At 34.3% G+C, this 24,255-nt stretch carries 21 protein-coding genes; 12 read left to right on the top strand and 9 right to left on the bottom strand.

The features are described from left to right. Window positions 1-1,319: 1,319 nt before the first annotated feature. The 4 genes from P700755_RS16205 to P700755_RS16225 form a co-directional block, all read right to left on the bottom strand. A complete protein-coding gene (locus tag P700755_RS16205; protein WP_157609326.1) occupies window positions 1,320-2,096 on the bottom strand; it encodes a Cthe_2314 family HEPN domain-containing protein in 777 nt (258 codons plus the stop codon). A gap of 951 nt (window positions 2,097-3,047) precedes the next feature. Then, a complete protein-coding gene (locus tag P700755_RS16215; protein WP_015025712.1) occupies window positions 3,048-3,557 on the bottom strand; it encodes a DUF4411 family protein in 510 nt (169 codons plus the stop codon). After that, window positions 3,557-4,729: an XRE family transcriptional regulator gene (locus P700755_RS16220; RefSeq protein ID WP_015025713.1), complete on the bottom strand. Its 1,173-nt coding sequence runs from the start codon at window positions 4,727-4,729 to the stop codon at window positions 3,557-3,559. Before P700755_RS16220 ends, P700755_RS16215 begins: the two co-directional genes overlap by 1 nt. A gap of 109 nt (window positions 4,730-4,838) precedes the next feature. Next, on the bottom strand, window positions 4,839-5,978 hold the full coding sequence (locus tag P700755_RS16225; protein WP_015025714.1) for a tyrosine-type recombinase/integrase: 1,140 nt from the start codon (window positions 5,976-5,978) through the stop codon (window positions 4,839-4,841). Between the two features lie 235 nt (window positions 5,979-6,213). Here P700755_RS16225 and P700755_RS16230 point away from each other — a divergent pair, with 235 nt between their 5' ends. Then, window positions 6,214-6,477: a hypothetical protein gene (locus P700755_RS16230; protein WP_015025715.1), complete on the top strand. Its 264-nt coding sequence runs from the start codon at window positions 6,214-6,216 to the stop codon at window positions 6,475-6,477. Between the two features lie 271 nt (window positions 6,478-6,748). Here P700755_RS16230 and P700755_RS16235 read toward each other — a convergent pair whose 3' ends face one another. Then, window positions 6,749-8,587 (bottom strand): mucoidy inhibitor MuiA family protein, encoded by a 1,839-nt coding sequence (locus P700755_RS16235; protein ID WP_015025716.1) that lies wholly within the window; start codon window positions 8,585-8,587, stop codon window positions 6,749-6,751. 76 nt (window positions 8,588-8,663) lie between these two features. On the opposite strand from P700755_RS16235, the gene pxpA reads away from it, so the two are divergent. From pxpA to P700755_RS16250, 3 genes are read left to right on the top strand one after another with little or no spacing between them, the layout of a single operon-like run. Further along, on the top strand, window positions 8,664-9,401 hold the full coding sequence (pxpA, locus tag P700755_RS16240) for a 5-oxoprolinase subunit PxpA (RefSeq protein ID WP_015025717.1): 738 nt from the start codon (window positions 8,664-8,666) through the stop codon (window positions 9,399-9,401). Further along, complete coding sequence (gene pxpB, locus P700755_RS16245) at window positions 9,398-10,108, top strand: 5-oxoprolinase subunit PxpB (RefSeq protein WP_015025718.1); 711 nt, start codon at window positions 9,398-9,400, stop codon at window positions 10,106-10,108. The genes pxpA and pxpB overlap by 4 nt, the downstream gene beginning before the upstream one ends. Window positions 10,109-10,110: 2 nt before the next feature. After that, window positions 10,111-10,971 carry a 5-oxoprolinase subunit C family protein gene (locus P700755_RS16250; RefSeq protein ID WP_015025719.1) on the top strand — a complete coding sequence of 287 codons (861 nt, stop codon included), beginning with the start codon at window positions 10,111-10,113 and terminating at the stop codon, window positions 10,969-10,971. Here the strand turns inward: P700755_RS16250 and P700755_RS16255 are convergent. Continuing rightward, window positions 10,943-12,325: an aldehyde dehydrogenase gene (locus tag P700755_RS16255; RefSeq protein WP_015025720.1), complete on the bottom strand. Its 1,383-nt coding sequence runs from the start codon at window positions 12,323-12,325 to the stop codon at window positions 10,943-10,945. The two genes, P700755_RS16250 and P700755_RS16255, sit on opposite strands and share 29 nt — an antisense overlap. Window positions 12,326-12,433: 108 nt before the next feature. On the opposite strand from P700755_RS16255, the gene P700755_RS16260 reads away from it, so the two are divergent. The 3 genes from P700755_RS16260 to P700755_RS16270 all read left to right on the top strand — a co-directional run bounded on the left by P700755_RS16260 (window position 12,434) and on the right by P700755_RS16270 (window position 17,061). Then, window positions 12,434-14,197, top strand: coding sequence for a TonB-dependent receptor (locus P700755_RS16260; RefSeq protein ID WP_051007986.1), 1,764 nt, complete (start codon window positions 12,434-12,436; stop codon window positions 14,195-14,197). Window positions 14,198-14,290: 93 nt separating this feature from the next. After that, window positions 14,291-15,421, top strand: a complete 1,131-nt coding sequence (locus tag P700755_RS16265) for a hypothetical protein (protein ID WP_015025722.1) — start codon at window positions 14,291-14,293, stop codon at window positions 15,419-15,421. After that, window positions 15,421-17,061, top strand: coding sequence for an amidohydrolase (locus P700755_RS16270; protein ID WP_015025723.1), 1,641 nt, complete (start codon window positions 15,421-15,423; stop codon window positions 17,059-17,061). Before P700755_RS16265 ends, P700755_RS16270 begins: the two co-directional genes overlap by 1 nt. Here the strand turns inward: P700755_RS16270 and P700755_RS16275 are convergent. Next, the gene (locus P700755_RS16275) at window positions 17,054-17,755 is read right to left on the bottom strand and encodes a class I SAM-dependent methyltransferase (protein WP_015025724.1); all 702 of its coding nucleotides are present in this window, start codon (window positions 17,753-17,755) and stop codon (window positions 17,054-17,056) included. The genes P700755_RS16270 and P700755_RS16275 overlap by 8 nt on opposite strands. A 501-nt stretch (window positions 17,756-18,256) precedes the next feature. Next, entirely contained in the window at window positions 18,257-19,636 is a 1,380-nt protein-coding gene (locus P700755_RS16280) for a pyridoxal phosphate-dependent decarboxylase family protein (RefSeq protein ID WP_015025725.1), read from the bottom strand. 79 nt (window positions 19,637-19,715) lie between these two features. Here P700755_RS16280 and P700755_RS16285 point away from each other — a divergent pair, with 79 nt between their 5' ends. The 5 genes from P700755_RS16285 to P700755_RS16305 are packed head-to-tail and all read left to right on the top strand — an operon-like array spanning window position 19,716 to window position 23,763. Next, window positions 19,716-20,249 carry a cysteine dioxygenase gene (locus tag P700755_RS16285; protein WP_015025726.1) on the top strand — a complete coding sequence of 178 codons (534 nt, stop codon included), beginning with the start codon at window positions 19,716-19,718 and terminating at the stop codon, window positions 20,247-20,249. A gap of 10 nt (window positions 20,250-20,259) precedes the next feature. Continuing rightward, the gene (locus tag P700755_RS16290; RefSeq protein ID WP_015025727.1) at window positions 20,260-21,093 is read left to right on the top strand and encodes a 1,4-dihydroxy-2-naphthoyl-CoA synthase; all 834 of its coding nucleotides are present in this window, start codon (window positions 20,260-20,262) and stop codon (window positions 21,091-21,093) included. Window positions 21,094-21,133: 40 nt separating this feature from the next. Beyond that, a complete protein-coding gene (locus tag P700755_RS16295) occupies window positions 21,134-21,715 on the top strand; it encodes a hypothetical protein (RefSeq protein WP_015025728.1) in 582 nt (193 codons plus the stop codon). Window positions 21,716-21,719: 4 nt separating this feature from the next. Further along, entirely contained in the window at window positions 21,720-22,235 is a 516-nt protein-coding gene (locus P700755_RS16300) for a PH domain-containing protein (protein WP_015025729.1), read from the top strand. Then, a complete protein-coding gene (locus P700755_RS16305; protein ID WP_015025730.1) occupies window positions 22,228-23,763 on the top strand; it encodes a PH domain-containing protein in 1,536 nt (511 codons plus the stop codon). Before P700755_RS16300 ends, P700755_RS16305 begins: the two co-directional genes overlap by 8 nt. On the opposite strand, the gene P700755_RS16310 is transcribed toward P700755_RS16305, so the two are convergent. Next, window positions 23,760-24,236, bottom strand: coding sequence for a PAS domain-containing protein (locus tag P700755_RS16310; protein WP_015025731.1), 477 nt, complete (start codon window positions 24,234-24,236; stop codon window positions 23,760-23,762). The two genes, P700755_RS16305 and P700755_RS16310, sit on opposite strands and share 4 nt — an antisense overlap. Window positions 24,237-24,255 lie beyond the last annotated feature (19 nt).

The following is a 24,255-nucleotide window of genomic DNA, read 5'->3' on the forward strand; positions in this document are numbered from 1 at the left end:
GTGTGTGCCCAGCATGGGCATCTTTTTAACTACAGTAATGCAGTTAATTATTCTAGAGGGTACCAAGCCTGACTTGCCGTCAGGCAAGTCCCTTATGGGCAAGGGTAACCCTTCGATTTTGCTCAGGACAGGCTCTTTTAACTATTAGTAAGCTGCAACTGGTCTATCGTGAGATAGAAAGTGAAGATTATTTGTGATTGATTAATGAGCAAATACCGCTACAATCCCGATAGCTATACGGGACGGTTCTGACCCCGTATCAAGTCCGGGGCAGGCCAAACCAAAGCAGAAACCGTATACGAGGCATTTATGCCCGGGTAAGCAACCACAGCTCTGCTGAGCCTGTCGAAGTATCATTGTAAAGCCCAAAGAATACCAAAAGTGCATCTATGTAGATACGGCAGGAATCGAGTGAAAGAAGATGCAATTACCTGGAGGACGGAGCTTTAAAAAATGATTTGTTAAATCATTTTAGCGAATGGGCCAGCTGGCGTGTTGGAGTGCAACCACGAGTTGGTACAATAGAGAAGTCAGCTGAGGTCATAGTTCTGAGTAGCGTTTTGTTCACACCTTGTTTTTACTGGTATTTAGGCAGGCTTAATGTTACTCATTCTTGCATCTAAATTAGCAATTTGTTTTTGAAGTTCTATGACCTTTCTATTCCTTTTTTGGTCAAGATATTCATAAACAGTAGGAGGATTATAGTGTTGATTTTTGTAGAGCATATTCCAAAGTATGGTGGCTAATTTTCTTACAGTAGCAGAAACAGCGACAGTCGCGGGCCGCCAAAGGATTACAAAAAAATTATAAAGGATAAACTGGAATACAAAAATTAAAAAACAGTTCTAAAAAAAGCCTTGACTTACTAATACCAAATTAAATTTATAATGTCGTATGAATAAATTGAATTATACTACGACGTAGCTCAGCACAGGTTTTTTGATCGATTGAAATTAAAAATAATTAGCATAGCCTTAGTTACGGTAATTATTTTTGATGAAAAGCAGGCAAAAAAGAAACGATTTATTGCGACAGTATAGGTTTAAATTGGTATAACGCCCAAACTGAAGGAAAATGATAAAAAACAGCAGATTCTCACACAAAAAAAGCATGATCTCTTTAAAAAGTGCCTTATTTAGATAAGCAACTGAATAAAAAGGGATGCAAAGCACTCTAAAAACAACCTTCTCCTCATGTAAGGTTCCTGCCAACTCATCGAATTCCCCCTTACCAGCAATCCTGGATCAGTCAACAAATCATATAGCGTTGGCCTATCGGCAAGCCATATGCTTAGTTATTGTGGTGCGTTTTTCTGCGCTTTACTTTTTCATTTTATCTGCGAAAAATTCCGTTTGAATTATTGTAATGAATTGTTCCGAATAGGTTTTTGCGATTTCAATTCCGTTATTAATATATTCTATTTTTTCGCTCCTGTATTTTTTTATTCTATAATCGACTATAAATTCTGGCATTGACCTTCTAAAATCTTCGCCAACTTCCAAGCCGTACTTTTTAAATTGAGTATAAATCATCAAATCGGTCTTTAGCTCATCGTTTTTTGCATCTTGAAAGTATGCTCTATGTGTGTTTAAATGACGATATTTTATAATGTGCTTAAACGATTTAAAATAGTTTTTAATAATTATTGATGTTGGTGATTTTTTAATTTTGTCATAACTTTTCAAATTATTCCAATTACAATCTTCTTCTTTTAATCCTATACCATAAAAGTCATTTACCCATAATTTTTTAACTTCTAATAGTGTGTGAACTTTATGTATAAAAACCTCAAAATGATATTTTATAAAATCCAATTGGTCTATATCATTGGATTGATAATAATCTTTTAAAGGAAATCTTTTAATAAAGGTATGAGTTTTTTCTAAATCAGATATTAAACCATAAACTTTATTCATAAAGTTAAAAAGTCGGCTGGCATCTTTTGCATCTTGCGATAATAAATGATAATTATTTTGACCGAGTTTATATTCAGGATGTATCTTAACGATTTCTCTCGTTTTTCGATAATATTCTAAAAAGAACTTTCTTAACTCAAATTCCGAAACTTTGTCTTCATCCATAAAGTTTTTTTTCAAATGCACCACAACGTTTGGTAGTCGAGTAGACAAGGGGAATTTCACCCCAAGCCTCTCACAGAACACTTCGACAGGCTCAGTGCACCGCCGTGCTTGAAAGTCTCCCCTCACACGGCTCTTCTAATTTAGTATACAAATATAAGCTCATCCTTTTTCAAGTTGGCAAATTGTAAATTAAAATTAGCTCATCCCTTTGCTCCAGTTCCATTACACTCCCGATAGATATCGGGATCAACACTACTACGAATGAGTCCGCCTCTGCTTACAACTTCTCCCGATTGCTATCGGGACTATCTCTCGATTGTTTCGATTGAATATTTCCCTTTGACTTGTAGCGAATCCTAATGCGGTAGCCTTAATCAAGTCTATCATCCATAAGCAGATTCCCAAGTTCCATAATTAAGCCCAAGTAAAGTTCTTGCCACCTGAATGATCCCGATAGATATCGGGACTTTACAGAAAATAAATAGGTTATCTCTGTAATTAATAGTATCAATACTATTACTTTTCACTCCGTATGCCTCACGCCAACTGGCTCGTTCGCTAAAAATGTCCTCAGGACATTTTCTTAACGCTCCGCCCTGTAGCTTTTGACTGGAGGTTCCTACTTCTCGACACCTCTTCAATGGTTCACTTTAGTTCAACTCCTTTATTCGTACCTGCTAATCTCTAGGACTAGATTCTCCTAAACGCTCAATACCAAGACTATTAATCAAAGCACCTTTAGGTGGTTTAAAGCCATCGCCTATACAACGACTCTGATGGATCTACCATCATCTTATCTACAGCATGCAGCCAGTTTAATGCCATGGCTGATTCTTGGCACACTATGGTTTGTTGCGTGTTTCAAGTAACTAATTTAGCAAATACAAACCGAATAAAAAATCCGCGAGGATTTTCGTAAGTAGGCTTGAACTAGCAATAAATTATATACGTTGTTAGCCACTGGCTTTATTCCGATTTACAAATGAACTTTATATTCAAATCCCTGATAAATTCAAAATCATCAATCCACTTTACATCCATATTATCGCAAACGTGAGGGATTTTAATTTTGGTTTGTTTTTTAAAATAGTCTTTTGTTTCCTTTGTGACTACAACTGCATTTTCTTTCATCGCGTGAGCAATTACCCAAGGGTCAGCTTTTGAGTGAATTCCATTGCTGGATACTAAATACTTATGGTTCGGATTTGATGTGTAGATTTCTTTAAGGCAGTTTGTTACTTCGCCATCAATTTTTTTAATCGGAATATCACTATTCTTTAGCCATTCGAATAGATTGTCTTCTCCTTTCTCAATTTCTTCATAAACTAATTCGGGAATAAAAATCACGCCTTTTTTGCCTAAATCATTTAAAACTTCCCAATATGACGGACAAATTTCTGGCGAGTAATATTTTTGCCAAGCTTGAATAAGAATATTAGCATCAATACAGTAAACTACTTTTTCATTTTCAAACATTAGGCAAGTAGTTTTTCAAATTTTTGGAACTTATTTATCTGCGTGTTGAGTAGATTACTTGCTATTGAAGGCGACAATGAACCATTATTAAAAGAATCCATTACGATTCTTGTAAAGAGTTTACTGTTTTTATTTAGACGAAGAAGGTAAGCATCTGCTCCTCCTTTTTGTTCTCTTTGTTTTTCTTTTTTAATCTTTTCTTTTTCCAAAAACTTCTCAAATTCATTTTGAGCATCTTGTTTTAGATTCTTGTATTCAGATTGGGAAATTAATTTTAAGTTTAAAGCACGAACTAATAGAGCAAACGAACTTATACCAAGTTCTTTTGCTTGTTTAAAAATCTTATTGTTTGAATCAAAAGTATCGTTGCCAAGTTGTGTAATTAATTCTCTTGGCATTAATGCATTAGCTGCAACTTGGTTGCAAAATAATTCTACTGGATGAAATTTTGATTTTGCTTTGTCGGTAAAATCAATGTCTATTTCATTTGATATACCTGATTTTGCTATCCAAATATGGGCTAATTCGTGAACAAGTGTGAAAAGTTGCGGTGCATTCCAATTTTTTGAATTTATAAAAACAAATGGTGCATATTTGTCAGCAATTGCAAACCCTTGTATTAAATCTCTGTCTAGGACTAATCTTGAGTGTAAGAAACTTGCACGAGATATAAATACTCCTGCACTTTCGGCTTTGTCAATCCATTCAGTAATTGGTGTTTTTTTATAATCGTTAGGGTTAATTTTTAAAGTGTCCAATATATCTTTAGCAACAACTTCTGGATTATCATTTATTGAATACTTACCAACGAAAGGAAGAGTGCTTTCTCCAATTTCCTCAAATAACTCACTAATCCAATTTTGTTTTTCTTGGACATCTCTGATTATAAATAACGAGGCAGTATCTAATTCTTGAGAGTCATCTCTTCTATAATCTTGAAGTGGATGAAAATCTTTTGGAATTTCAGGCAAAAAGAAAAGTGAAAAAGGTCTCCTAAAACTTTTTGCCAAGATTTTTGCTTGTCGAATTGTCGGAAAATCATTTCCATCTTCCCAAGTCAAATATCTTTCAGGCGATACAGTAACTTTTTTGGCGGCATTTTCCACAGAGATTTTGGCGGACTTTCTAGCCCACTTTAATATCTCGGATGTTATAAATGCTTTATCAGCCATTATTTTTCTACAAAGGTAAAATTTTAATTTGGAACGTAATTTTTTTTCAGCTTGTGGCTAACATCCGTATAAACCCTATTCAAATCTTCAGTATAGGGTATATATCTATTTAGGACGTTGTTTTATTTTCATCTAAACTAACACTTTCATACATAGTATCCAATGGACTTTTTATTGTTTTGTTATTAATCGCTAAAACTCGAGTATAAATCTCTGTAGTTTTTGAGCTATTATGACCTAAAGCGGCCTGGATATGTCTTAAACTTGTTCCCCGTTCCATAAGGTGCGTGGCAAAACTATGACGTAAAGTGTGTGGAGTACTCCAAGGGTTTCCGTTGGTCTCTTTCACAGCTTTTCGATAAATACTTTGTATACTAGTACTGGAATACTGCCCGCCAGTTTGCCCTTCGAACAACCAGTAAGCTGGCTTATAGATCTTGTAATACTCTCGAAGTAATTCTAGCAGATGCTTGCTAAGTACGGTATGCCTGTCCTTCTTTCCTTTGGAGTCCTTTATAAAGATATAACCCTCTTCACTTCTTATGTCTACTACTCTTAGTCTAATCAATTCTCCAACACGTAAGCCTGCACCGTAAATAGTATGGAGGATAGTTTTGTGCTTCAAATTACTAGGGCTGTTAATGATCCTTCTAACTTCGTTGATATGAAGGATGTTTGGTAAATCTTGACTCTTTTTAGGTCTAGTGATGTTATAATATTCTCGTGGTAATCCTAAAGTATGCTCGTAGTAGCACTTAATAGCGTTAATAATAGTGTTTTGGGCAGATTCGCTTATCTTATATTTACTGATCAATTCAAAAACATAGCCTTCTATTTGTTCTTTAGTCACTGATTTAAGAGATTGGTTTTCAAAATATTTAAAAAAAGGTTTAAGCGAGCTTTTATAATTATCGACTGTGTTTTTACTAAATCCCTTTAAAACCATTTTTTGATGGGTTTTTTCAAGTTCTGCTTCACCCTGTCTGTTAAGGTCTATCTTGGGCATGCCCCTTGGCGCAGACTCTCCTACTTTAAGTACTTTACCGCCAAAGAGACTTTCAATTTTTTTAAGATTCTCTACTGTGTTAATAAGACTCCAAAGGTTTTGTTGAGGATGATAATAGCTGGAGTCAAGTTTTCTAAAGCATTCCCGTTCAGATTTCATAAGAAATGGAATATACACCTTAAACCGTTTGGCTTTTGGCAGTGCGGTATAGACTAGAATATTTTGATTTTTAGGGGCTTTCATTGTTTTTAGTCATATATAAATTATATCAGGAGCTCCTAAATTAGTTAGAAATAAACTTAAAAGCCAAGTCTTTTAATAACTTAAAGGTATTTAACCGTTAGGAACGGATAGCCTATATTTAAGGATTGGTATAGGTCTTGTGAAAAATAAATGTAAAATATGTAAGAAAACAATCATTGGGAGATCGGACAAGATCTTCTGCTCTACCTATTGTAAAAATTACTATCACAAGCATTTGCAATATGCAACCAAAAAGGCCGCAGTAGAAATTAATGGGTTTTTAAAACGTAATTATGCCATACTACTTGAACTCGTAGGAAAGAACAAAACACAGATAAAAGTGTATCGCAATCTACTTGCCAACAAAAACTTTCGCTTTAAATACCACACCCACCTTCAAACAAATTCTAAGGGTAAAACCTATCACTATATTTATGATCTTGCATGGATGCCATTTTCAGATGATGAAATTTTGATCATTAGAAAAAGGAATCCATAACTTTAGAAATGCATACTGGCTATAATCTAATTAAAAAAAGGATGTCCTACAATTTAAACTGCTTTCCCTCTTTATGTAAGCCATTATATACTTAAATAAATACCTTCTCATAATTTATGACCAGAAATAGCCATTATTTGATATGCTGGTATTCAAGGGTAATAAGCATTGGTAAAAAACTTCTTGTTGGTCTCATCAGTTATTAAATCACCTATATTAAAAGACTTTAATTTGATAGTAGATCGTGATGGGTCGTTGGGCTAAACTCTCCTTAGGGCCTTAAATTTAAAACTCTATTTTTAGGATATTTTAAAGAATACCCATAGCTCAAAGTGGTTTTTTCGTTGGGCTGTAGTTGTACTTTCCAGGTTATATATCCAGTTTTAGAATCGTATTCTGCTTTGCTATAGTTTACATCTTCAACCTCTATGGACTCATTTCTAGAAATAGGCACACGTTCTTGAATAAGAATATCAACCATTGAATTTTTAGTGTTTTTGACTTCAATTTGATAAGCTTTTTCGATAATTCTAGTGTTGCCAAAGAAAGTCTGAGAAGTCTTTTTTCTAGGAAGTGTGCGTTCCAATACAATCTTTTCATCGGCACCTAAGGAGATACTTAGGTTATCCTCTAAAAATCCAAGGTTTAAACTCGTAGTACCAAGATAGCTATTCGCAAAATATAAGTTGGCAGTCCCCTCTATCAAGTCAAGGTCTTGCCAGTCTTTTAATTGAGCGATCAAAAATACAGAAGATGACAATTCTGGGGCGGAGTAGTATTCGTAAGTAGTTTCGAGCTCGTGTTCATTGAGTTGAAACTGCTTATCATCAAAACTCGAAACTAAACTGATGGGTTGAGGAAGTTGAAACTCAACAGAAGTTTGTTGTTGTATAGCTTGAGCAACCTCTTGGACAGCGCCAGTTAACTCTTTTCTTTTTGATGTACTATAACCAATAACAACTACTTCGTCTAAACTCGCGGAATCTGTCTCAAGATTGATGTTAATATTACTGTTATAAACAGGAATACTGACTCTTTCAAAGCCTACATATGTATAAATAATTGTTTGCGAGTTTCCAACATCGATAGAGTAGTTCCCATCAAAATCCGTTTGAGTGCCATTATTCCCAACCATCACATTTACACCTGGTAAAGGTTGACCTTGTTGGTCAAACACTTTTCCCCGAACACTTTTTACGCTAGGATTATACCTTAAATTTCGATAGTTATGAGATCGTTTTTTTTGTTGAACTGGGGAATTATAATCTAAATAATAAGGCTCTAATTCTGGTTTGACAGTGTTGCTGTTTGGTTTTGCAGTGGATAGCTTTAAGTTGATATTTTTCCAATCCTCCCCGCTGTTCTGGTAAACCTTTGCTTTATAGGTAAGAGTGATGTTTTCATCAATATCTTCAGCTTTGAGGTCATAGGACGCATGCCAACCTGCATCAAAAATAAAGTAACTCAAAGAGAGAGTTCTGTTTCCACTATTTTCAGCTTTTAGTTCAACCCTTATCTTGCCTCTGTTAATTCGGTTTTTACTTTCTAGTTTATTGATTTCATTAGTGAGTTTTAAAATGTCTTCGTTATGTTCTTTAAGAAGGAGTTGTTGGTCATAAATAGAATTGGAAATAGATTCAATCTGTGAGGAGTAGTACTCTTTGTAGGCTTTTATTTTTTCAACGTTCAATTCATTTTCGCCACCATCAAGGCTTTGATTATTCTCTAGAAGCGCTATAGATTTTTCTAAGGATTTTATTTTATTGCCCGTGTAAACTTTCTTCTTTTCAATATTTTTAAGCTGATTCCTCAATTTATCTAAAGCTATGGAGGACTCCTTTTTATTTAAAAAGTCAGTTTCGAAAGCGATAAAATTCAAATTGATATTTTCAAGACCATTAACGATGATACTGGATTCATCGATATTCGGCGATAAGTTGTCGAAGATTAACGTAGTAATACCTTGATTTAAGCTGACCTTTTTTTCTGAAGTCACTTGGGCGCCAGAATTATAAACTATCGCAGAAACGACCTTAGAATTTACAGTTTGGGTTTGTGAGTAAAGTTGAAAATTTAGAACTAAAACTAGGAGAATTAAAATAGACCTCATATAAATTGATTTTATACAGGAAAAATACTTAAAATTGTTTTGAACTCAGCATAACTTTTATAAATTTCGAATAAAATTGACAACTATAAATCTAAATTGTGACTTAGGCGAAGGAGGAAAGTACGATGCGCTATTAATGCCGTTTCTATCTTCTTGTAATATTGCTTGTGGTGGACATTATGGAACTGTCGAGACTGTAAGAAAAGCTGTTGAGCTTGCAAAACAGTATCATGTTCAAGTTGGGGCACATCCTTCTTATCCGGACCTAGAAAATTTTGGTCGTCAATCTATAATACTTCCCTCTAAAGACCTTAAGGAGAGTCTTCACCATCAAATCGATTTGGTAGAAGACGCTTGTCAGTTATATGAGGTCAACTTACATCACATAAAACCTCATGGGGCTTTGTATAATGATATGAGGAAAAGTCCAGTACTGGCAAATTTAGTGTTAGAAGTTATTCAGGAAAGAAATAAGGATTTGGTCTTGTTCAGCCCACCTAGAGTAAATTTTCAAAATGATAGTCCACATTCGATCCCTATTTGGATTGAAGGTTTTGCAGATCGAGCCTATCAAAATGATTTAAGTTTGGTTCCAAGAACCCAAAAAAATGCTGTTCTACACGATCCAGATCTCATTTTTAAAACTGTTTTCAAAATGATAAAACATCAAAAAGTGAAATCAATTTTAGGTGAAGAAATCGATCAAAAATTTGATACTATTTGCGTGCATAGCGATACTCCAAATGCCTATGAAATTTTGAAGACATTGACCTCTCAATTATCTAAAAATGGAATTAAAATAGATAGAACATGATGAATGAATCTGCGCGTATTTTTCAGCTTAGTGAGCGTTCAATTTTGATAGAATTTAACCGGGATATCACTAAGAATCTTCTATATTTTTTATTGAATTTAAAAGAAAATATCTTTTTAAATAAAAGTGAACACATACTTCAAGTTACAAACACGTATAATTCATTGTTGGTTATTTATAAATTCACAATAAATAATTTCCACAGTGAAAAAAACAATTATTTTGAACTTATTTCCAACGTGTCTACAACGAATATACCCAAGTCTCCAACCAGAAAAATACCAGTGTGTTACGAGTTGGATTTTGGTTTAGATTTAGAAGAAGTTTCTGAAAAAACTGGCCTATCCATTTCAGAAATTATCAAGCGTCATATGCATCCCATTTACACGGTATATTTCATCGGGTTTTTACCTGGTTTTCCTTATCTGGGGGGTATGGATTCTTCCTTGTTTTGCAGGCGAAAATCCAATCCTAGGTCTGAGATAAATTCGGGTGCAGTTGGAATTGCTGGATCTCAAACTGGAATTTACCCTTCAAGCTCTCCAGGAGGTTGGCAAATTATAGGAAGAACACCGCTGTCTTTATTTGATAGTCATAAAACGGACACCCCGTGTGTTTTAAGTCCAGGAGATTCTCTCCAATTTGAATCAATTACCAAGGAAGAATTTGATAACCTTCAATCTCATCCTTCTGATATAAAACTATAACAATGAGCATTTATATTCATAAAGCAGGATTGTATTCTTCTCTTCAAGATAAGGGAAGGTTTGTGGGGATGACTTATGGGATTCCAATTTCTGGAGCGATGGATCAAAATCTTTATCATTTTACAAACACTATACTGGAAAATCCTGCTGATTCATCCTCTATGGAGTTTTATCAACAAGGTTTAGAACTCGAGTTCACTTCGCCAACATTTATGTGCATAGGCGCTTTGGGAGGCGATTTCAAACTCAATGATAAACCGGTGGAACCTTTCGAAATCTTAAAGATCAAAAAAGGAGACCTCCTTAAGATTAAACAACTAACTAGGGGAAATTGGGGATATATTGCTGTGAAAGGCGGCTTTGAGTCTGAAAGCCCCTTTAACAGTCAAAGCTTTTATGAACCCATAACGAAGCGGCAATTTGAAAATGATGATGTCTTAATTTATGAGGCTTTCGATGGAGAAAGTGGTGGGGAGTCATCTGTATTTGACATGAGTTATTATGGGGAGAGTGAACTAGAGGTGTTTGAAGGTCCTGAATTTTATAAGCTAAGTCAAACCTTAGACTACCAATTAAAACATGCTGAGTTTTCTTTGTCTACATCTTTAAACCGGATGGCTTATCAAATCCAAGAGCGTTTGGTAAATGACTTGGAGGAAATCATCACGGGTCCTGTGCTGCCAGGAACTGTTCAGTTTACGCCTGCAGGGAAAATGATAGTATTGATGAGAGATGCACAAGTGACAGGTGGTTACCCACGAATCCTTCAATTTTCTGAAAAGTCCATAAATCAGTTGTCACAAATGCGAGTCAAATCAAAATTCACCTTTAAGCTTAACGGAATAAATTCAGAAAAGATTTGAAAGAATCCAGTCGCTTATAAGGGGGGTATTTTAAAGGGATATCCAGCCAATTTTTACGATGAACAATAGGTTTTTGGCGTGTAAAAGTATCAAAAGACGCCCTGCCATGGTAGTTGCCAACTCCACTAGCTCCTACACCTCCAAATGGAAGTTTGTCGTTTACAAAATGAACAATAGTGTCATTGATGACTCCTCCTCCAAAATCGAAGCTTTCATTAACTTGATTGGTGAAAGAACTGTTTTCGCTAAACACATAAAGAGACAAAGGCTTGTCGAAGCTATTGATAGTTACTTCCAAATCCTTAAAATTGGTAAAGCTATACAGCGGCAAAATAGGACCAAAAATTTCCTCTTTCATCAGTGGAGAGTCAAAATCTGGAGAATCCACTAGCGTAGGAGAAATAAAATTAGTTTCTGCATTAGAAATCCCGCCATAGATTACTTTTTGATCGTTTAGAAACCCATCTAATCTTTCAAAGTGAGAAGCATGGATAAGTCTCGCATAGTCTGAAGACGCTTTAGAAGAATCTCCATAAAAGTCTTTAAGGGTTTCCACTAACTTCTGTTGAAATTTTTCTCTGATGTCTGAATGAATAAGCAGATAATCTGGAGCGATGCAAGTTTGACCAGCATTCAAAAACTTTCCCCAGCAAATTCGTTTGGCAGCACTATCCAGATTTGCAGAAGCATCTACGATACAGGGATTTTTGCCTCCTAATTCCAGAGTGTGTGGCGTCATATGTTTTGCGATCTGTTGCGAAACAATTTTTCCTACAGGGACACTTCCTGTAAAAAAGACATAATCCCATTTTTGATCTAATAAAATTTGAGCTGTCTCTACGGCGCCTTGGATAACTATAGCTTGAGAATCTTCAAATACTTCACTGATTATTTTCTCTAAGATATCTGCGGTATATGGGGCATGTTCAGAAGGTTTTAAAACTACTGTATTTCCGCAAGCAATGGCTCCAATAACTGGTGTAATAGCTAACTGAAAGGGGTAATTCCAAGGGGCTATTACTAGGATTTTTCCCCAAGGAACGTAATAGATTTTATCACTAGAGGGGAAGTTTAGCCAAGCAGAGGAAATTGATTTTGGTTTGGACCACTTTTTAATTTTTTTGATAAAGAGGTTTAATTCTTTGTAAGCCACATAAAGTTCGGTAGTTAAAACTTCAAACTCTGGCTTTTGGAAATCTTTATAAAGAGCATCTACAATATCCTGTTCATGAGATTTAATACTAGCTTTTAGTTTTTCTAGAGTTTCTATTCTCTGAGATATAGATTTCGATTTTTCAGTCTTTAAAAATTTATCCTGATCGTTCATCAAACTTTTGATTTGATCGTCCTTCATAATTGCATTTTTTTAAATTTAAGCTTTAGTATGAAATAAAATTCAACCTTAAAGAGTTATTTATGTTTTAAAGATGACGTTATTTACACAATTAATCAAATGAATAAAATGAACTTGACCATCAAGCTAAACCTAATTTTTTTAGTTGTTTTTTTAATAAGTATTAAAGCAATTGCTCAAAGAGATACGATTAATACCGATAAGTTGATTATCGTAAAGCAATACTCTCCTACGGTTAATGATGCCTTTAAAATCAAACAAAAACCAAGCGAAAAGGATTCTATAAAACAGGTGCGTAGAGAGTTGTCTTATTCATTTATCGACGTTCCAGTAGCTTCTACGTTTACCCCTGCTAAAGGAACAGCCTCGGGAGTACGAATGTCTCCTCCAGACAAGCTCTTTGAAAACTATTCAAGATTTGGAGTAGGAAATTTCTCAACTATTCTAGCCGATTTTTATAGTAATTTCGATATCAATCGAGACCGTAATTTAGATATTGCCTTTAATCATTTATCCTCCCAAGGAGGTATAGATGGTGTTGTACTGGATGATGATTTTTCAAATACCAATGTGAGATTAGATCTCACATCACAAGATCGATATTTCGATTGGAATGCAGGCTTTGATATAAACCGAAGGGAAGTTAATTATTACGGATTGGGATCAGAGCAAGTAGATGCTCTAACTCAAGACCAACTTAACGCTATAGATTCCAAACAAACCTATACCAAATTAGAAGCTTTTGGAGGAATTCGTTTTACAGATCTTGTTTTAAAAGAAGCAGAGTTAACCGTCTATAATTTTACAGATAATTTTAGCAGTTCAGAACAAGTGTTAACTATTCAACCTGTAGTAGAAATTCCCTTGAGGACTCAGAAGTTATCAATTAAAGGTGATTTTAAGTTTTTGAATGGCTCTTTTGAAGAGAATTTGATAGGGGAGGAGAGCTTGGATTATCGACAATTCCAAGCAGAAATTAATCCTTTTATGAAGTTCAATATTCAGAATGTAAATTTGAAGTTAGGCGCTAAAGCTGTCTATTTTAGTGATTTTGAAAATAGCGAAAATAAAGTTTTCTTTTATCCAGATATAAAAGCTGAGTTTAATCTCAACCAAGAAAGTATAAACGTATTTTTAGGAGCGAACGGTGGTTTAGAGCAAAATACTTTCGAAAATTTATCTCAACAAAATCCATTTTTATCTCCTACTCAATTCATAAGACCTAGTAATAATCAATACAATGCTTATGCAGGGTTTACAACTAAATTATTGGAAAACCTGTCTTTATCTTCTCAGGTGAATTATTCTAGTACAAACAACTTTGCTTTTTTTATAGCAAATCCAGAAATTGATTATGCCATTGAACAATCTAAAAGAGGCTTTGATTATCAAAATTCCTTTGGTGTAGTCTACAATGATTTAAAGACCTTCGGAATTTCTGCTGACTTAGCTTATCAAATTGATAGTGATTTTAATGTAGGTTTCTTTGGGAAATATTCAGATTTCTCAACTGGAGATGAACAACCAGCCTGGAACCTTCCAGAAATTGAGTTAAGGGCTTATGCAGATTTTGAATTTACCAAAAATTGGAACTTCTCAGCAGCATTATTCTATATTGGAGAACGAACCGATGCTCAAGGAAAAATTTCGATAAATTCCAATTCAATTCCAATTTCAGGTGGCCAGATTAATACTACAGAAGTAGATGGCTATTTAGACCTTAATGCATCCTTGGAGTATAAGATCAATCCTAGACTTGCAGTGTTTGTCAATGGAAATAACCTATTGAACAAGTCTTACAACCGTTGGCAGAATTTTGAAGTCCAAGGTATCCAAGTCCTAGGGGGACTAACCTACCAATTCAACTGGTAAAGCCTTAACTTAATTTTCTTAACAAAAAGGAAACATTAGAATGCTTTATTTAAGTAGATTTGCGAGAATTGATTTTACAACAAATCCTAGCTGATGGCAAAGAAGTTTAAACGTTATGATCGCGATAGACCTTATTTAAATATTCTTGATTTTCTTTCTGAAGAAAAGACGTTTTTAATTATAATTGTAGTCGGTATTATCATTGCTGCAACGTCGACGACCAACGCCAATTTCGCAATGTGGATTGGTTTCTTTTTTGCCGCCTATGCCGCAGTGGCTAACGATAGTATCCAGTCTCTAGGAACCTTTATAGAAAGTAATAAAGCAAATAAGTGGTGGATTCTTTGGCTATTTATAGGGGGTATTTTTCTACTAACAGTCACTTACAGTTTTATCGTTTATGATGGAGATGTGACGTATCAAAGATTGACCAACCTTGATGGTACTTCCGACTATCCACATCCCGAAAAATTCACTTTTTTTCAAGTTATAGCCCCTTTAGTCTTGTTGATTTTGACAAGACTAAAAATGCCAGTATCTACAACATTTCTATTACTGAGTGTCTTCAGTGCTGATACTTCAGGCATTACATCGGTCATTTTTAAAAGCTGGTCTGGCTATATTTTAGCATTTATAATTTCATTTTTGGTATGGTATTTATCTTATAATACCATTAGGAAATATTTTAAGAGTAGGAAACATAGCCAATATTGGATGGTGGTTCAATGGCTTGTGAGTGGAACCTTGTGGGCGACTTGGGTGATGCAGGATGGTGCTAATATTGCCGTATTCCTACCAAGATCTCAAACTGTAGGTCAGTTTTCAATTTTTGCCTTAACCATATTCTTTGGTTTAGGTTTACTATTCTACTTGCGAGGTGATAAAATTCAAGGGGTAGTGAGCGAAAAAACTAGAGTTTCTGATATACGTGCAGCTACTTTAATCGATTTATCTTACGTTATCCTTCTTGTTTACAAGCTCTTTATTTCTACTGTACCTATGAGTACAACTTGGGTTTTTCTAGGTATTATAGGCGGTAGAGAAATTGCCATTAGCCTTTCTCGCAAGAAAAAAGGAAATAAGCACAAAAAGAAAGCGGTCTATATGATAGGTAAAGACTTTAGTTATGCCATGATAGGACTCTTTGTTTCCATAATTCTTGCTGCCAGTGGAAATTCCGCTATACGTGACGAAATTTATTCTTCAATTCAAAACTTATTTTAATGAAAATATTTATTTCTATCTTTTCAATAGCATCTTTATTATTGTCTTCTTGTCAGTCTAAAGAAGAAGTGGATCTCTTAGTTATCAATGCTAAAGCGTATACAGTAGATGCAGATTTTACTACTGCTGAAGCTTTTGCTGTAACGGACGGGAAAATAGTAGACCTAGGATCAACTTCAGATTTAAATTCGAAATATACGGCTAAGGAAACTCTAGATGCTGAACAGAAAACGATCCTGCCAGGACTTATAGATGCCCACGCCCATTTGTATAATTTAGGTTTAAAATTAAGCCGTGTTGATTTAGATGGAACTGTGAGCTATAAAGATGTGATCTCAAGGGTTCAAGAGTTTAAAAAGAAATTTCCTGAAACAGAATATATCATCGGTGGAGGATGGGATCAAAATGATTGGGCCATAAAAGAATTTCCAACAAAAGATACTCTAGACTTACTATTTCCTGATACTCCAGTGGCACTTACCAGAATAGATGGACATGCGATGATTGTAAATCAAAAAGCCTTAGATAAAGCTAATATTGACGAATCTACACCGGTTTTTGGAGGAGAAATAGTCCAAAATAATGGAAAGCTAACAGGAATTCTAATCGATAATCCAATGGCTAAAATTAGAGTTACATTTCCAGAATTGGATAAAGCGGCTCAAATTACTGCCTTAAAATCTGCTGAAGATATTGCTATTTCCTTAGGACTTACGAGTCTAGTAGATGCGGGTTTAAATTCTGATGTGATTCATTTAATAGATGACTTGCAAAATGCTGGTGAGTTAAAAATGAGGATTTATGCGATGATAAGGAACAATAAAGAAAATATAAGTGAATTTTTAGAGTCGGGTATTTTAAAAACAGACCGTTTAAATGTGAGGTCTGTAAAAGTATATGCAGATGGTGCTTTAGGCTCTAGAGGTGCAGCTTTAAAAGAGCCGTACTCAGATAAAGAAGATCATTTTGGAAGTATGATTATTGACCTAAATGATTTTAAAACTTTAGCGGCTAGATTATATAATTCTGAATTTCAAATGAATACTCACGCTATCGGTGATTCTGCAAATTCCGTAGTGCTAAAAACCTATGATAGTTTACTTCAGAATGATGAGAACAGAAGGTGGAGAGTAGAACATGCTCAAGTCATGGACGATAGGGATTTTAAATATTTTGATGGCGAGAACATTATTCCATCTGTTCAACCTACCCATGCTACAAGTGATATGTACTGGGCAGAAGATCGTCTTGGCGAACAAAGAACTGGATTTGCCTATGCTTATAAAACTCTTTTGGATAATGCTGGTAAAGTTGCTTTAGGAACAGATTTCCCCATCGAAAATGTAAACCCTTTTCTCACCTTTTATGCTGCTGTAGCTAGACAAGATTTAGAAAACTATCCTGAAGGAGGTTTTAATCCTGATGAAAAACTGTCTAGAGAAGAAACTTTGAAGGGGATGACCATATGGGCTGCTTATGCCAATTTTGAAGACCAAGAAAAAGGAAGTTTAGAGCCAGGAAAATTTGCTGATTTTATCCTTGTCGATCAAGATCCAATGAAAGTGGAATTAAATAAAATTCCTGCTACTAAAGTACTTTCCACTTATATAGGCGGCGAAAAGGTCTATAGCCTTAATTAAGTTTTAGCTTGGCTAGGAAGCCGTAGTGATCATCGGAATAAATTAATTCACAGTTGAATCCTTCTTTTTCTGATAATTCTTTTAGCAACTCGAAGTCCAGATACAACCATGGAAATAGTCGAGAGGTTTGCTTTTTATAACTCGTGGAATATTTTATTTCCCCATAATATTTATTATCATCCATGATTTCATTCTCGTGGAGAAAAATCAAGTCTGAAGAGTCTAGCAATACTTGACCATCAGGCTTTAGAAGAGTTTTGATTTGACTAAAGAAAACAGGTAGGTTTTTAATCGTTTTAGCTATGCCTATGCCATTCATTAATAGGAGTATGGTGTCAAAGGTCTTATCTTTTAAAGTAAAGAAATCGATGTGCGCAGCTTCAGGCAAACCTCTCTCTTTACAAATCTCAATGCATTTTTTAGAAATATCTATCGGCAATACGTCTAGACCTCTTTTTTTTAATTCTAAACTATGGCTTCCTGCACAGCAGCCAACATCCAGAGTTGTGCCTGTTGAGAGTTGGATTGCTTTCTGCTCAATTTCTGGCATTTCTTCATAAGTTCGAAATAAATATTCTACTGGAATTTTATCATCATAAAAGTTTTCAGAATGAACAATAATAGGAGTTAGATCTCGTCTTTTGTAGTGATTTTCTACAGCCAAGCCGAATATATCTTTAGGGTTAGAATCCAAGTGTGTGATTTTATATTTGTATTGTGGATGAGTCTTTAAAACAAGTGCCAGAAGGGTCAAATATAAGCATAAAGCCCATAAATATTTTTTCAAAAGACTTAAAAAGAAACCCACAAAGCAACACGATCAAGCTATGCAACAACTCTATTAAGAAACTTTTAAAAATTATATTGCCTTAGGTGCTAGCTATTGTAAAACCACTGTCCCTTTATTCTTAAATAAAGATATCGAGCGCATCCAAACACTTTAGAATGAAACTTTTAGTATTTACCTATACATATTTAAGAGTTAATGAACCTAATAATTATGTCTTACAAAAAGTTCTATGTTCGTTTTTGGGTGAGAATAACTAGTGTCTTATTTATGATATTAGGCCTAAGGCATGTTTGTAATTTCCTCATAGTTAGCGAAAAAAATTTCAACATATTTTAAATCTGACTTTGAAAAATGTTGAAATTTGTCTCTCTATTTTTAAGATCGTTGATTAAATGAAGCAGCAGATTAAAGTGTCACTAGATCTTCGTGTTTTTCAGCAACATAAGTTTCCATTACTTTGAAGAAATTCAAAATATCTTTGTCTCTATTAGTGCTGTTTATGGTGACAAGTCTTACAAAAGTTTCACCATCAAACTCACCATAACCCACCATTAATTTTCCATCTTGGTATAATGAATTGCACAAATCTTTCGGATCTATGTTTTTATAATTGAAGCATACAGAAATGGAGTCTTCGTAAGAATACAATTTATAGTCGGAGTGGTTTTCAATATAAGTTCTAGCCGTTTCTGCCAAGTCAAATTGTTGATTCACCATTTGTTCTAAGCCTTTGGTTCCAACGGATTTCCATAAGGTCCAAAATTTAAGAGCATCATTTCTTCGGCCACATTGTAAGGAGGTTTTTCCTAAATTATATTCATCTCCATCCGTTTGATAAAGGTAATCAGCATCGCAGGCAAAGGAGTGCTTAAGGTTGTGTTTTTCTTTAGTAATCAAGATAGAACAACTCAAAGGAACGTTCAACATCTTATGAGCATTAAAACTAAAGGAGTCTGCGTGCTCAACTCCATCGACTAGGTGTTTATACTTTTCACTAAAAATCACCGAGCCACAATACGCCCCATCCACATGCAGCCATAGGTTTTTATAATTTTTTGTGATATGATGTATAGCTTCAATATCATCAAAAGCTCCCAAAACAGTTGTCCCTGCAGTAGCATTTACGAAAAATGGCTGAAATCCGTGCTTCATGTCTTCTTCAATTTGATTTTGAAGTGCTAAAGGCTTCATTTTTCCAAACTTATCAGTTTCGATTTTTCTTATCTGTGAGATCCCGATTCCGCCGAACATGGCGTTTTTGGTAATGGAGTAGTGCGAAGTATCTGAGGTGTAAATGATCATTTTTTCAGAAACACCTTCAAGCTTTATATCTCTGTTATAAGCATCTCTACCCATAAGCATAGCCATAAAATTACTCATAGATCCACCAGGAGGAAAGGTGCCATCTGCATTTTTTCCAAAATTTAACATTTTGCAAACCTTATCTATAATAGCCTTTTCAATACCCACTTGTGGTCCTCCAACTTTGTAAGTGTACATGCTGTTGTTGAGCATTACAGCTAAGAGTTCTCCTAAAGTACCTTTATGACTTCGACCACCAAATAATTGGTTAAAAAATAATTTTGTAGACGTTCTAGGAGTGCTTAAAACGACATCCTCTAGTAAAGATTCAAACTTTTCTTCATCAAGTCCTTCTTCATCTAAATCCAGATCCAAAGTTTCAAAAAGTTGATTGGCTTCAATTGGTTTTGTAACCCCCTCTTTTTGCTCGTAATCTATAAGTTTTTGTGAAATTTTTTGAAATACTTTAAGGTCTGCTTGCATAAGCCTTTTTTGAAATTTATATTTACTGTCATTGAATATTTTTCAATATTTATAAAAATACTTAAAAAATTTAAACTCCTTGGAAAGCATTACATCTTTAAAGAAACTTTTAGAAATATTACCAACTTGTAAGGGACAAGATTATTTTGAAATTGCAAAACACCTGTCAATTCCAGAAGAGGATTTATCGCCTTATGCATTTTGGTGTCAAGAGACCTACACGAGGAACTGTGTTTCTAGAACCTCTAACTATGAATTACTTTTATTATGTTGGGAAGAAGGGCAAGAAACTCCCATTCATTGTCATAATGGAGAAGAGTGTTGGGTGTATTTGGCTGAAGGGAAGCTTAGAGAAAAACGATATGCCGAGATAGATGGTGATTTAGAAAAAACAGCAGATGTGCAGATGACTCAAAGCCGTTTATCCTACATGAACGACGCCTTAGGGTATCATTCTTTGCATAATCTTGACAAAGGCCGATCTATAAGTCTTCACCTTTATGTGGGACCTATAGATGAATGCTCTGTTTATAAAACAGAAAAAGATAAATTTGTATTTAAGGAATTAGACTATTATTCCAAAAACGGAGAAAAACTTTCACATCATAAATAAAAAAAATAAAATGAATTGGACTACTGCTAAAAAGTATACAGATATTACTTATAAAAAATCTAATGGTGTCGCAAGGATAGCTTTTAACAGGCCAGACGTGAGGAATGCTTTTCGTCCTAAAACGGTTAATGAACTTTTTGATGCTTTTTTAGATGCCAGGGAAGACACTAGTATTGGCGTGGTTTTATTTACGGGTGAAGGCCCATCTTCTAAAGATGGTAAATATGCATTTTGCAGTGGAGGAGATCAAAATGCAAGAGGTCACCAAGGCTATGTAGATGACGATGGTACGCCAAGGCTCAATATCCTTGAAGTACAAAGATTAATTCGCTTTATGCCTAAAGTAGTCATTGCCGTTGTGCCAGGCTGGGCTGTTGGTGGGGGTCACTCTTTACATGTAGTTTGTGATTTGACGCTGGCGAGTAAAGAGCATGCTATATTTAAACAAACCGATGCAGATGTAACGAGTTTTGATGGCGGATATGGTTCTGCTTATCTTGCTAAAATGGTAGGTCAAAAGAAAGCTAGAGAAATATTTTTCCTAGGCAGAAACTACAGTGCACAAGACGCTTTTGAAATGGGAATGGTGAATGCGGTGATTCCTCATGAAGAATTAGAGTCTACAGCTTATGATTGGGCTCAAGAAATACTTGAAAAATCTCCAACCTCTATCAAAATGCTAAAATTTGCATTTAATGCTACAGATGATGGTATGGTTGGACAACAAGTTTTTGCAGGAGAGGCTACTAGGTTAGCCTACATGACAGAAGAAGCAAAAGAGGGGAGGGATGCCTTTTTAGAAAAAAGAAAACCAAACTTTAAAAATATCAAATGGTTTTCATAAATTAAACAGTATTAATTGATAATCAATAACTCATACATCTATGCCAATTCTAACCGAACAAGAGCTTCAAGAAATTGTTAATAAAGAAACTGAAGCGAAAACCAAAATTGAAGAGAGGAATTTAGCTATAATTGAGCTCGCCGAAGAAAAGAAAAACCTAAAATCACAGCGAAGTGGGTTTTTGGCTTCTACTGTTATCTTGGCAATACTTTTTTTAGCACTTCTTTTTACTGTTAATTTTCAACCGGATTTATTAAATTTGAACTCTGGTATTCAGCTTGAAGAAGGCGAACAGATTGTTGAAATTTCATCCATAGAAAATTATGAAAATAGAATTATAGATTTAGAATCTCAAGTATCTATGTCTACAAGTCCCTTAGATCTTAATGAATTCTATGCGGTTCAATTAGGTGCTTTCAAGAAATTCAACGTCAAATTGTCGTCAGATGATTATAGTATAGTTCATAATGCTAATTTTAGAGATTTTAATTTGTTCACTTTAGGAGTGTATCAAACTGAAGTCGAAGCCGAAAAACTTAGACAAATAGTAACAAAACTCGATTTTCAAGATGCCTTTGTAGGTTACTATAAAAATGGAGAGCGAGTAAAATCCAATTATTGATTATATGAATTTTGAAAATTTAGAAGTGCATCTTGATGAGTTACCAGATTTTAAATCTGTTGAGCTTAATTTAGTTCAAAAACGATATAAGAGACTGATCTGGATAAATGAGGGGCTTGTCTTTATCTTGCTTTTTGCGTTACCGATTGTAGCTTTCTTTATTGAACCTGTTCCTCTATGGATCCCTATTGTGGTCTTATGCATCTTAAGCCTTGTTTTAGCGATAAGAGCAACTGAGATTGAAAAAGGTTTCCCCTTGAGGTTATTTGGAATAAGACAATACGATATTATTTACCAATCTGGCTTCTTTTATTTTACAGAGACTGTGATTCCTTATAATAGAATACAGCACGTAGAGATCAAACAGGGTCCGCTTTCTCGATTTTACAACTTGTATTCTTTAAGACTGTATACTGCCGGCGCTTCTTCGGGAGACTTAATTATAGATGGGTTGGATAAAGAGACCGCTCAAAAATTAAAGGCTAAAGTTCTGGCTAAAACCACTATTATAGATGAGTAATATAGACTTCTCAATTCCTAGATTACAATCCTTTAATGGTATTTTCCTTATCTTTTTTACAGACCTGATAAAGCGAGTCCGTCAAAATATTTATATTTTGGCAATTCCCTTCTTCAAGAAAAACTTAATACAAGATTACGGTACTTATATTATTATAGGAGCAATTTTATTTGTTGTTCTTCAATTTGTCTTCTCGTATCTATCCTATAAAAAGTTTAAATTTTCTATTCAAGAAGATGCTTTTCATTTAGATCAAGGAGTCATAAAATTAAGTCATGTTGAAATTCCTTTTGAGAGAATTCAAAATATCAATCTTCAACAGAATTTTTTGCAACAGATTTTAAATGTAGTGGGTTTTGAAATTGAAACAGCTGGCGAAGGAACTGCCGAAATTAAAATTAAAGCCTTAGACAAAGATTTTGCTCAATCTTTAAAAGATAAACTCATTAAAGAAAAAGAGCTGAGAGGAGATGATGAACTGCAAATTTTGGAGGATGAAAGTGCTTTGGATTCTAAACTAGATGAACATTCCAAAAGGGTCGAAGAGCCTTCATTGCTCTTTAAATTGAATTTCAATACTTTACTAAAGGTAGGTATTAGTTCCAATCTTTTTAAGGGAGTTGGCTTATTACTTGCATTTTTAGCTTATGCCTATAACTTCGTCCGGGATTTCTTAACTCAAATCTATGATCTCAATCTTGAGGAAGATTTTAAAAATAGAATTCCTGAAACTCTAACATTTATTTCAATTTTAATTATTGGTGTTATATTCATTGGTTTTTTTATCACGGTAATGACTACGGTCTTAAAATATTATGATTTAAAAATTACCAAAAACCAAGAAAATTTTGAGGTGGAGTATGGTCTCTTTAAAAAAATCAATAAAGTCATAAAAAAAGTAAAAACCCAAATTTTTGAGATAAGGACAAATCCAATAAAGAAGCTGTTTAAAATAAAGAGCATATACGTGAGCCAAGCAGCTTCCAATCAACTTTCTGAAAAGCAAAAAATAGGAATTGTTGGAGTTTCTAAGCTAAATTTGGATACGCTTTTTAGATCTTTGTTTAATGTAGATCTGTCGGAGCAAGTGTACAGCGTTTGTAGATCACAAGCCAGACTTTTTTTTAGATATTTTTACCAAAGTTTGGCTATTATAATAATCCTTTCGCTATTAGCTTATGCTTTCTATTTTAATTGGGTAAGTGGAATTGGTATTTTTCTCCTACTGCTTATATTTATTTCTCTCTCTATTTTAAAAGTGAAAAAAAGCAGTATAGGAATAAATCCAACTTTTATAAATGTAAGGAATGGTTCTATTGAAACAATTCACAAACTTATTGAAATTCACAAGTTACAATCGGTTAAGCTTAGAAGAAATATTTTTCAGCAGTATAATGGTCACGCCGATTTAATTTTGGAAACAGCTTCAGGCTCTCTTAATATAGAATATTTAAAAGTGGAGGAGGCTAGAAAGATTTTGAATTATTTAATATATAAGGTGGAATCAACTCATAAAGATTGGATTTAATTAAGCAAGGCCTCATTTTCAAGTGCTATGTAGTGCTTCACTTTATGGTTTGAGTTATGAACAGGGTAAATCTTTATCTCACACATATATTCACTTCCATCTTTTCTATAATTTACCATTGAAGTTTGGCAAAAGGAATCTGTTGCTAACTGAGCTCTGATTTGATCTAAGGCTACTCTTGACGTTTTTTCACCTTGTAAAATCCTAGGGCTTTTATCTTTAAGAAAAGCTAAACTATAACCAGTCATATCTTTGAATCCGTCATTAACCCAAATAATTTTCTGATTATCATCAGTAATTATTATGGCTTTATATTCAGTATTAAAAAGGGTTTCCTCTATTTGGAAATCCCATTTGAATTTATTTTGGAATTCTACTAACCTTTCAATATCTTTCTTTTTCTTAAGTGACTTTAAGAAATTAAAAACATGTACAGAATAAATATCCCATGATAATAACGGTCCTCTCTTCATCTTCAAAAATTTATTAATT

The organism is Psychroflexus torquis ATCC 700755 (genome assembly GCF_000153485.2).
Lineage (GTDB): Bacteria > Bacteroidota > Bacteroidia > Flavobacteriales > Flavobacteriaceae > Psychroflexus > Psychroflexus torquis.

Bases quoted from the DNA above. Each gene is read 5' to 3' on its own strand.
- P700755_RS16215 (WP_015025712.1), bottom strand. From the start codon at position 3,557: ATGTTTGAAAATGAAAAAGTAGTTTACTGTATTGATGCTAATATTCTT.
- pxpB (WP_015025718.1), top strand. From the start codon at position 9,398: ATGATGAATGAATCTGCGCGTATTTTTCAGCTTAGTGAGCGTTCAATT.
- P700755_RS16280 (WP_015025725.1), bottom strand. From the start codon at position 19,636: ATGCAAGCAGACCTTAAAGTATTTCAAAAAATTTCACAAAAACTTATA.
- P700755_RS16270 (WP_015025723.1), top strand. From the start codon at position 15,421: ATGAAAATATTTATTTCTATCTTTTCAATAGCATCTTTATTATTGTCT.
- P700755_RS16305 (WP_015025730.1), top strand. From the start codon at position 22,228: ATGAGTAATATAGACTTCTCAATTCCTAGATTACAATCCTTTAATGGT.
- P700755_RS16235 (WP_015025716.1), bottom strand. From the start codon at position 8,587: ATGAGGTCTATTTTAATTCTCCTAGTTTTAGTTCTAAATTTTCAACTT.
- P700755_RS16255 (WP_015025720.1), bottom strand. From the start codon at position 12,325: ATGAAGGACGATCAAATCAAAAGTTTGATGAACGATCAGGATAAATTT.
- P700755_RS16295 (WP_015025728.1), top strand. From the start codon at position 21,134: ATGCCAATTCTAACCGAACAAGAGCTTCAAGAAATTGTTAATAAAGAA.
- P700755_RS16290 (WP_015025727.1), top strand. From the start codon at position 20,260: ATGAATTGGACTACTGCTAAAAAGTATACAGATATTACTTATAAAAAA.
- P700755_RS16250 (WP_015025719.1), top strand. From the start codon at position 10,111: ATGAGCATTTATATTCATAAAGCAGGATTGTATTCTTCTCTTCAAGAT.
- P700755_RS16265 (WP_015025722.1), top strand. From the start codon at position 14,291: ATGGCAAAGAAGTTTAAACGTTATGATCGCGATAGACCTTATTTAAAT.
- P700755_RS16220 (WP_015025713.1), bottom strand. From the start codon at position 4,729: ATGGCTGATAAAGCATTTATAACATCCGAGATATTAAAGTGGGCTAGA.
- P700755_RS16310 (WP_015025731.1), bottom strand. From the start codon at position 24,236: ATGAAGAGAGGACCGTTATTATCATGGGATATTTATTCTGTACATGTT.
- P700755_RS16225 (WP_015025714.1), bottom strand. From the start codon at position 5,978: ATGAAAGCCCCTAAAAATCAAAATATTCTAGTCTATACCGCACTGCCA.
- P700755_RS16260 (WP_051007986.1), top strand. From the start codon at position 12,434: ATGAACTTGACCATCAAGCTAAACCTAATTTTTTTAGTTGTTTTTTTA.
- P700755_RS16300 (WP_015025729.1), top strand. From the start codon at position 21,720: ATGAATTTTGAAAATTTAGAAGTGCATCTTGATGAGTTACCAGATTTT.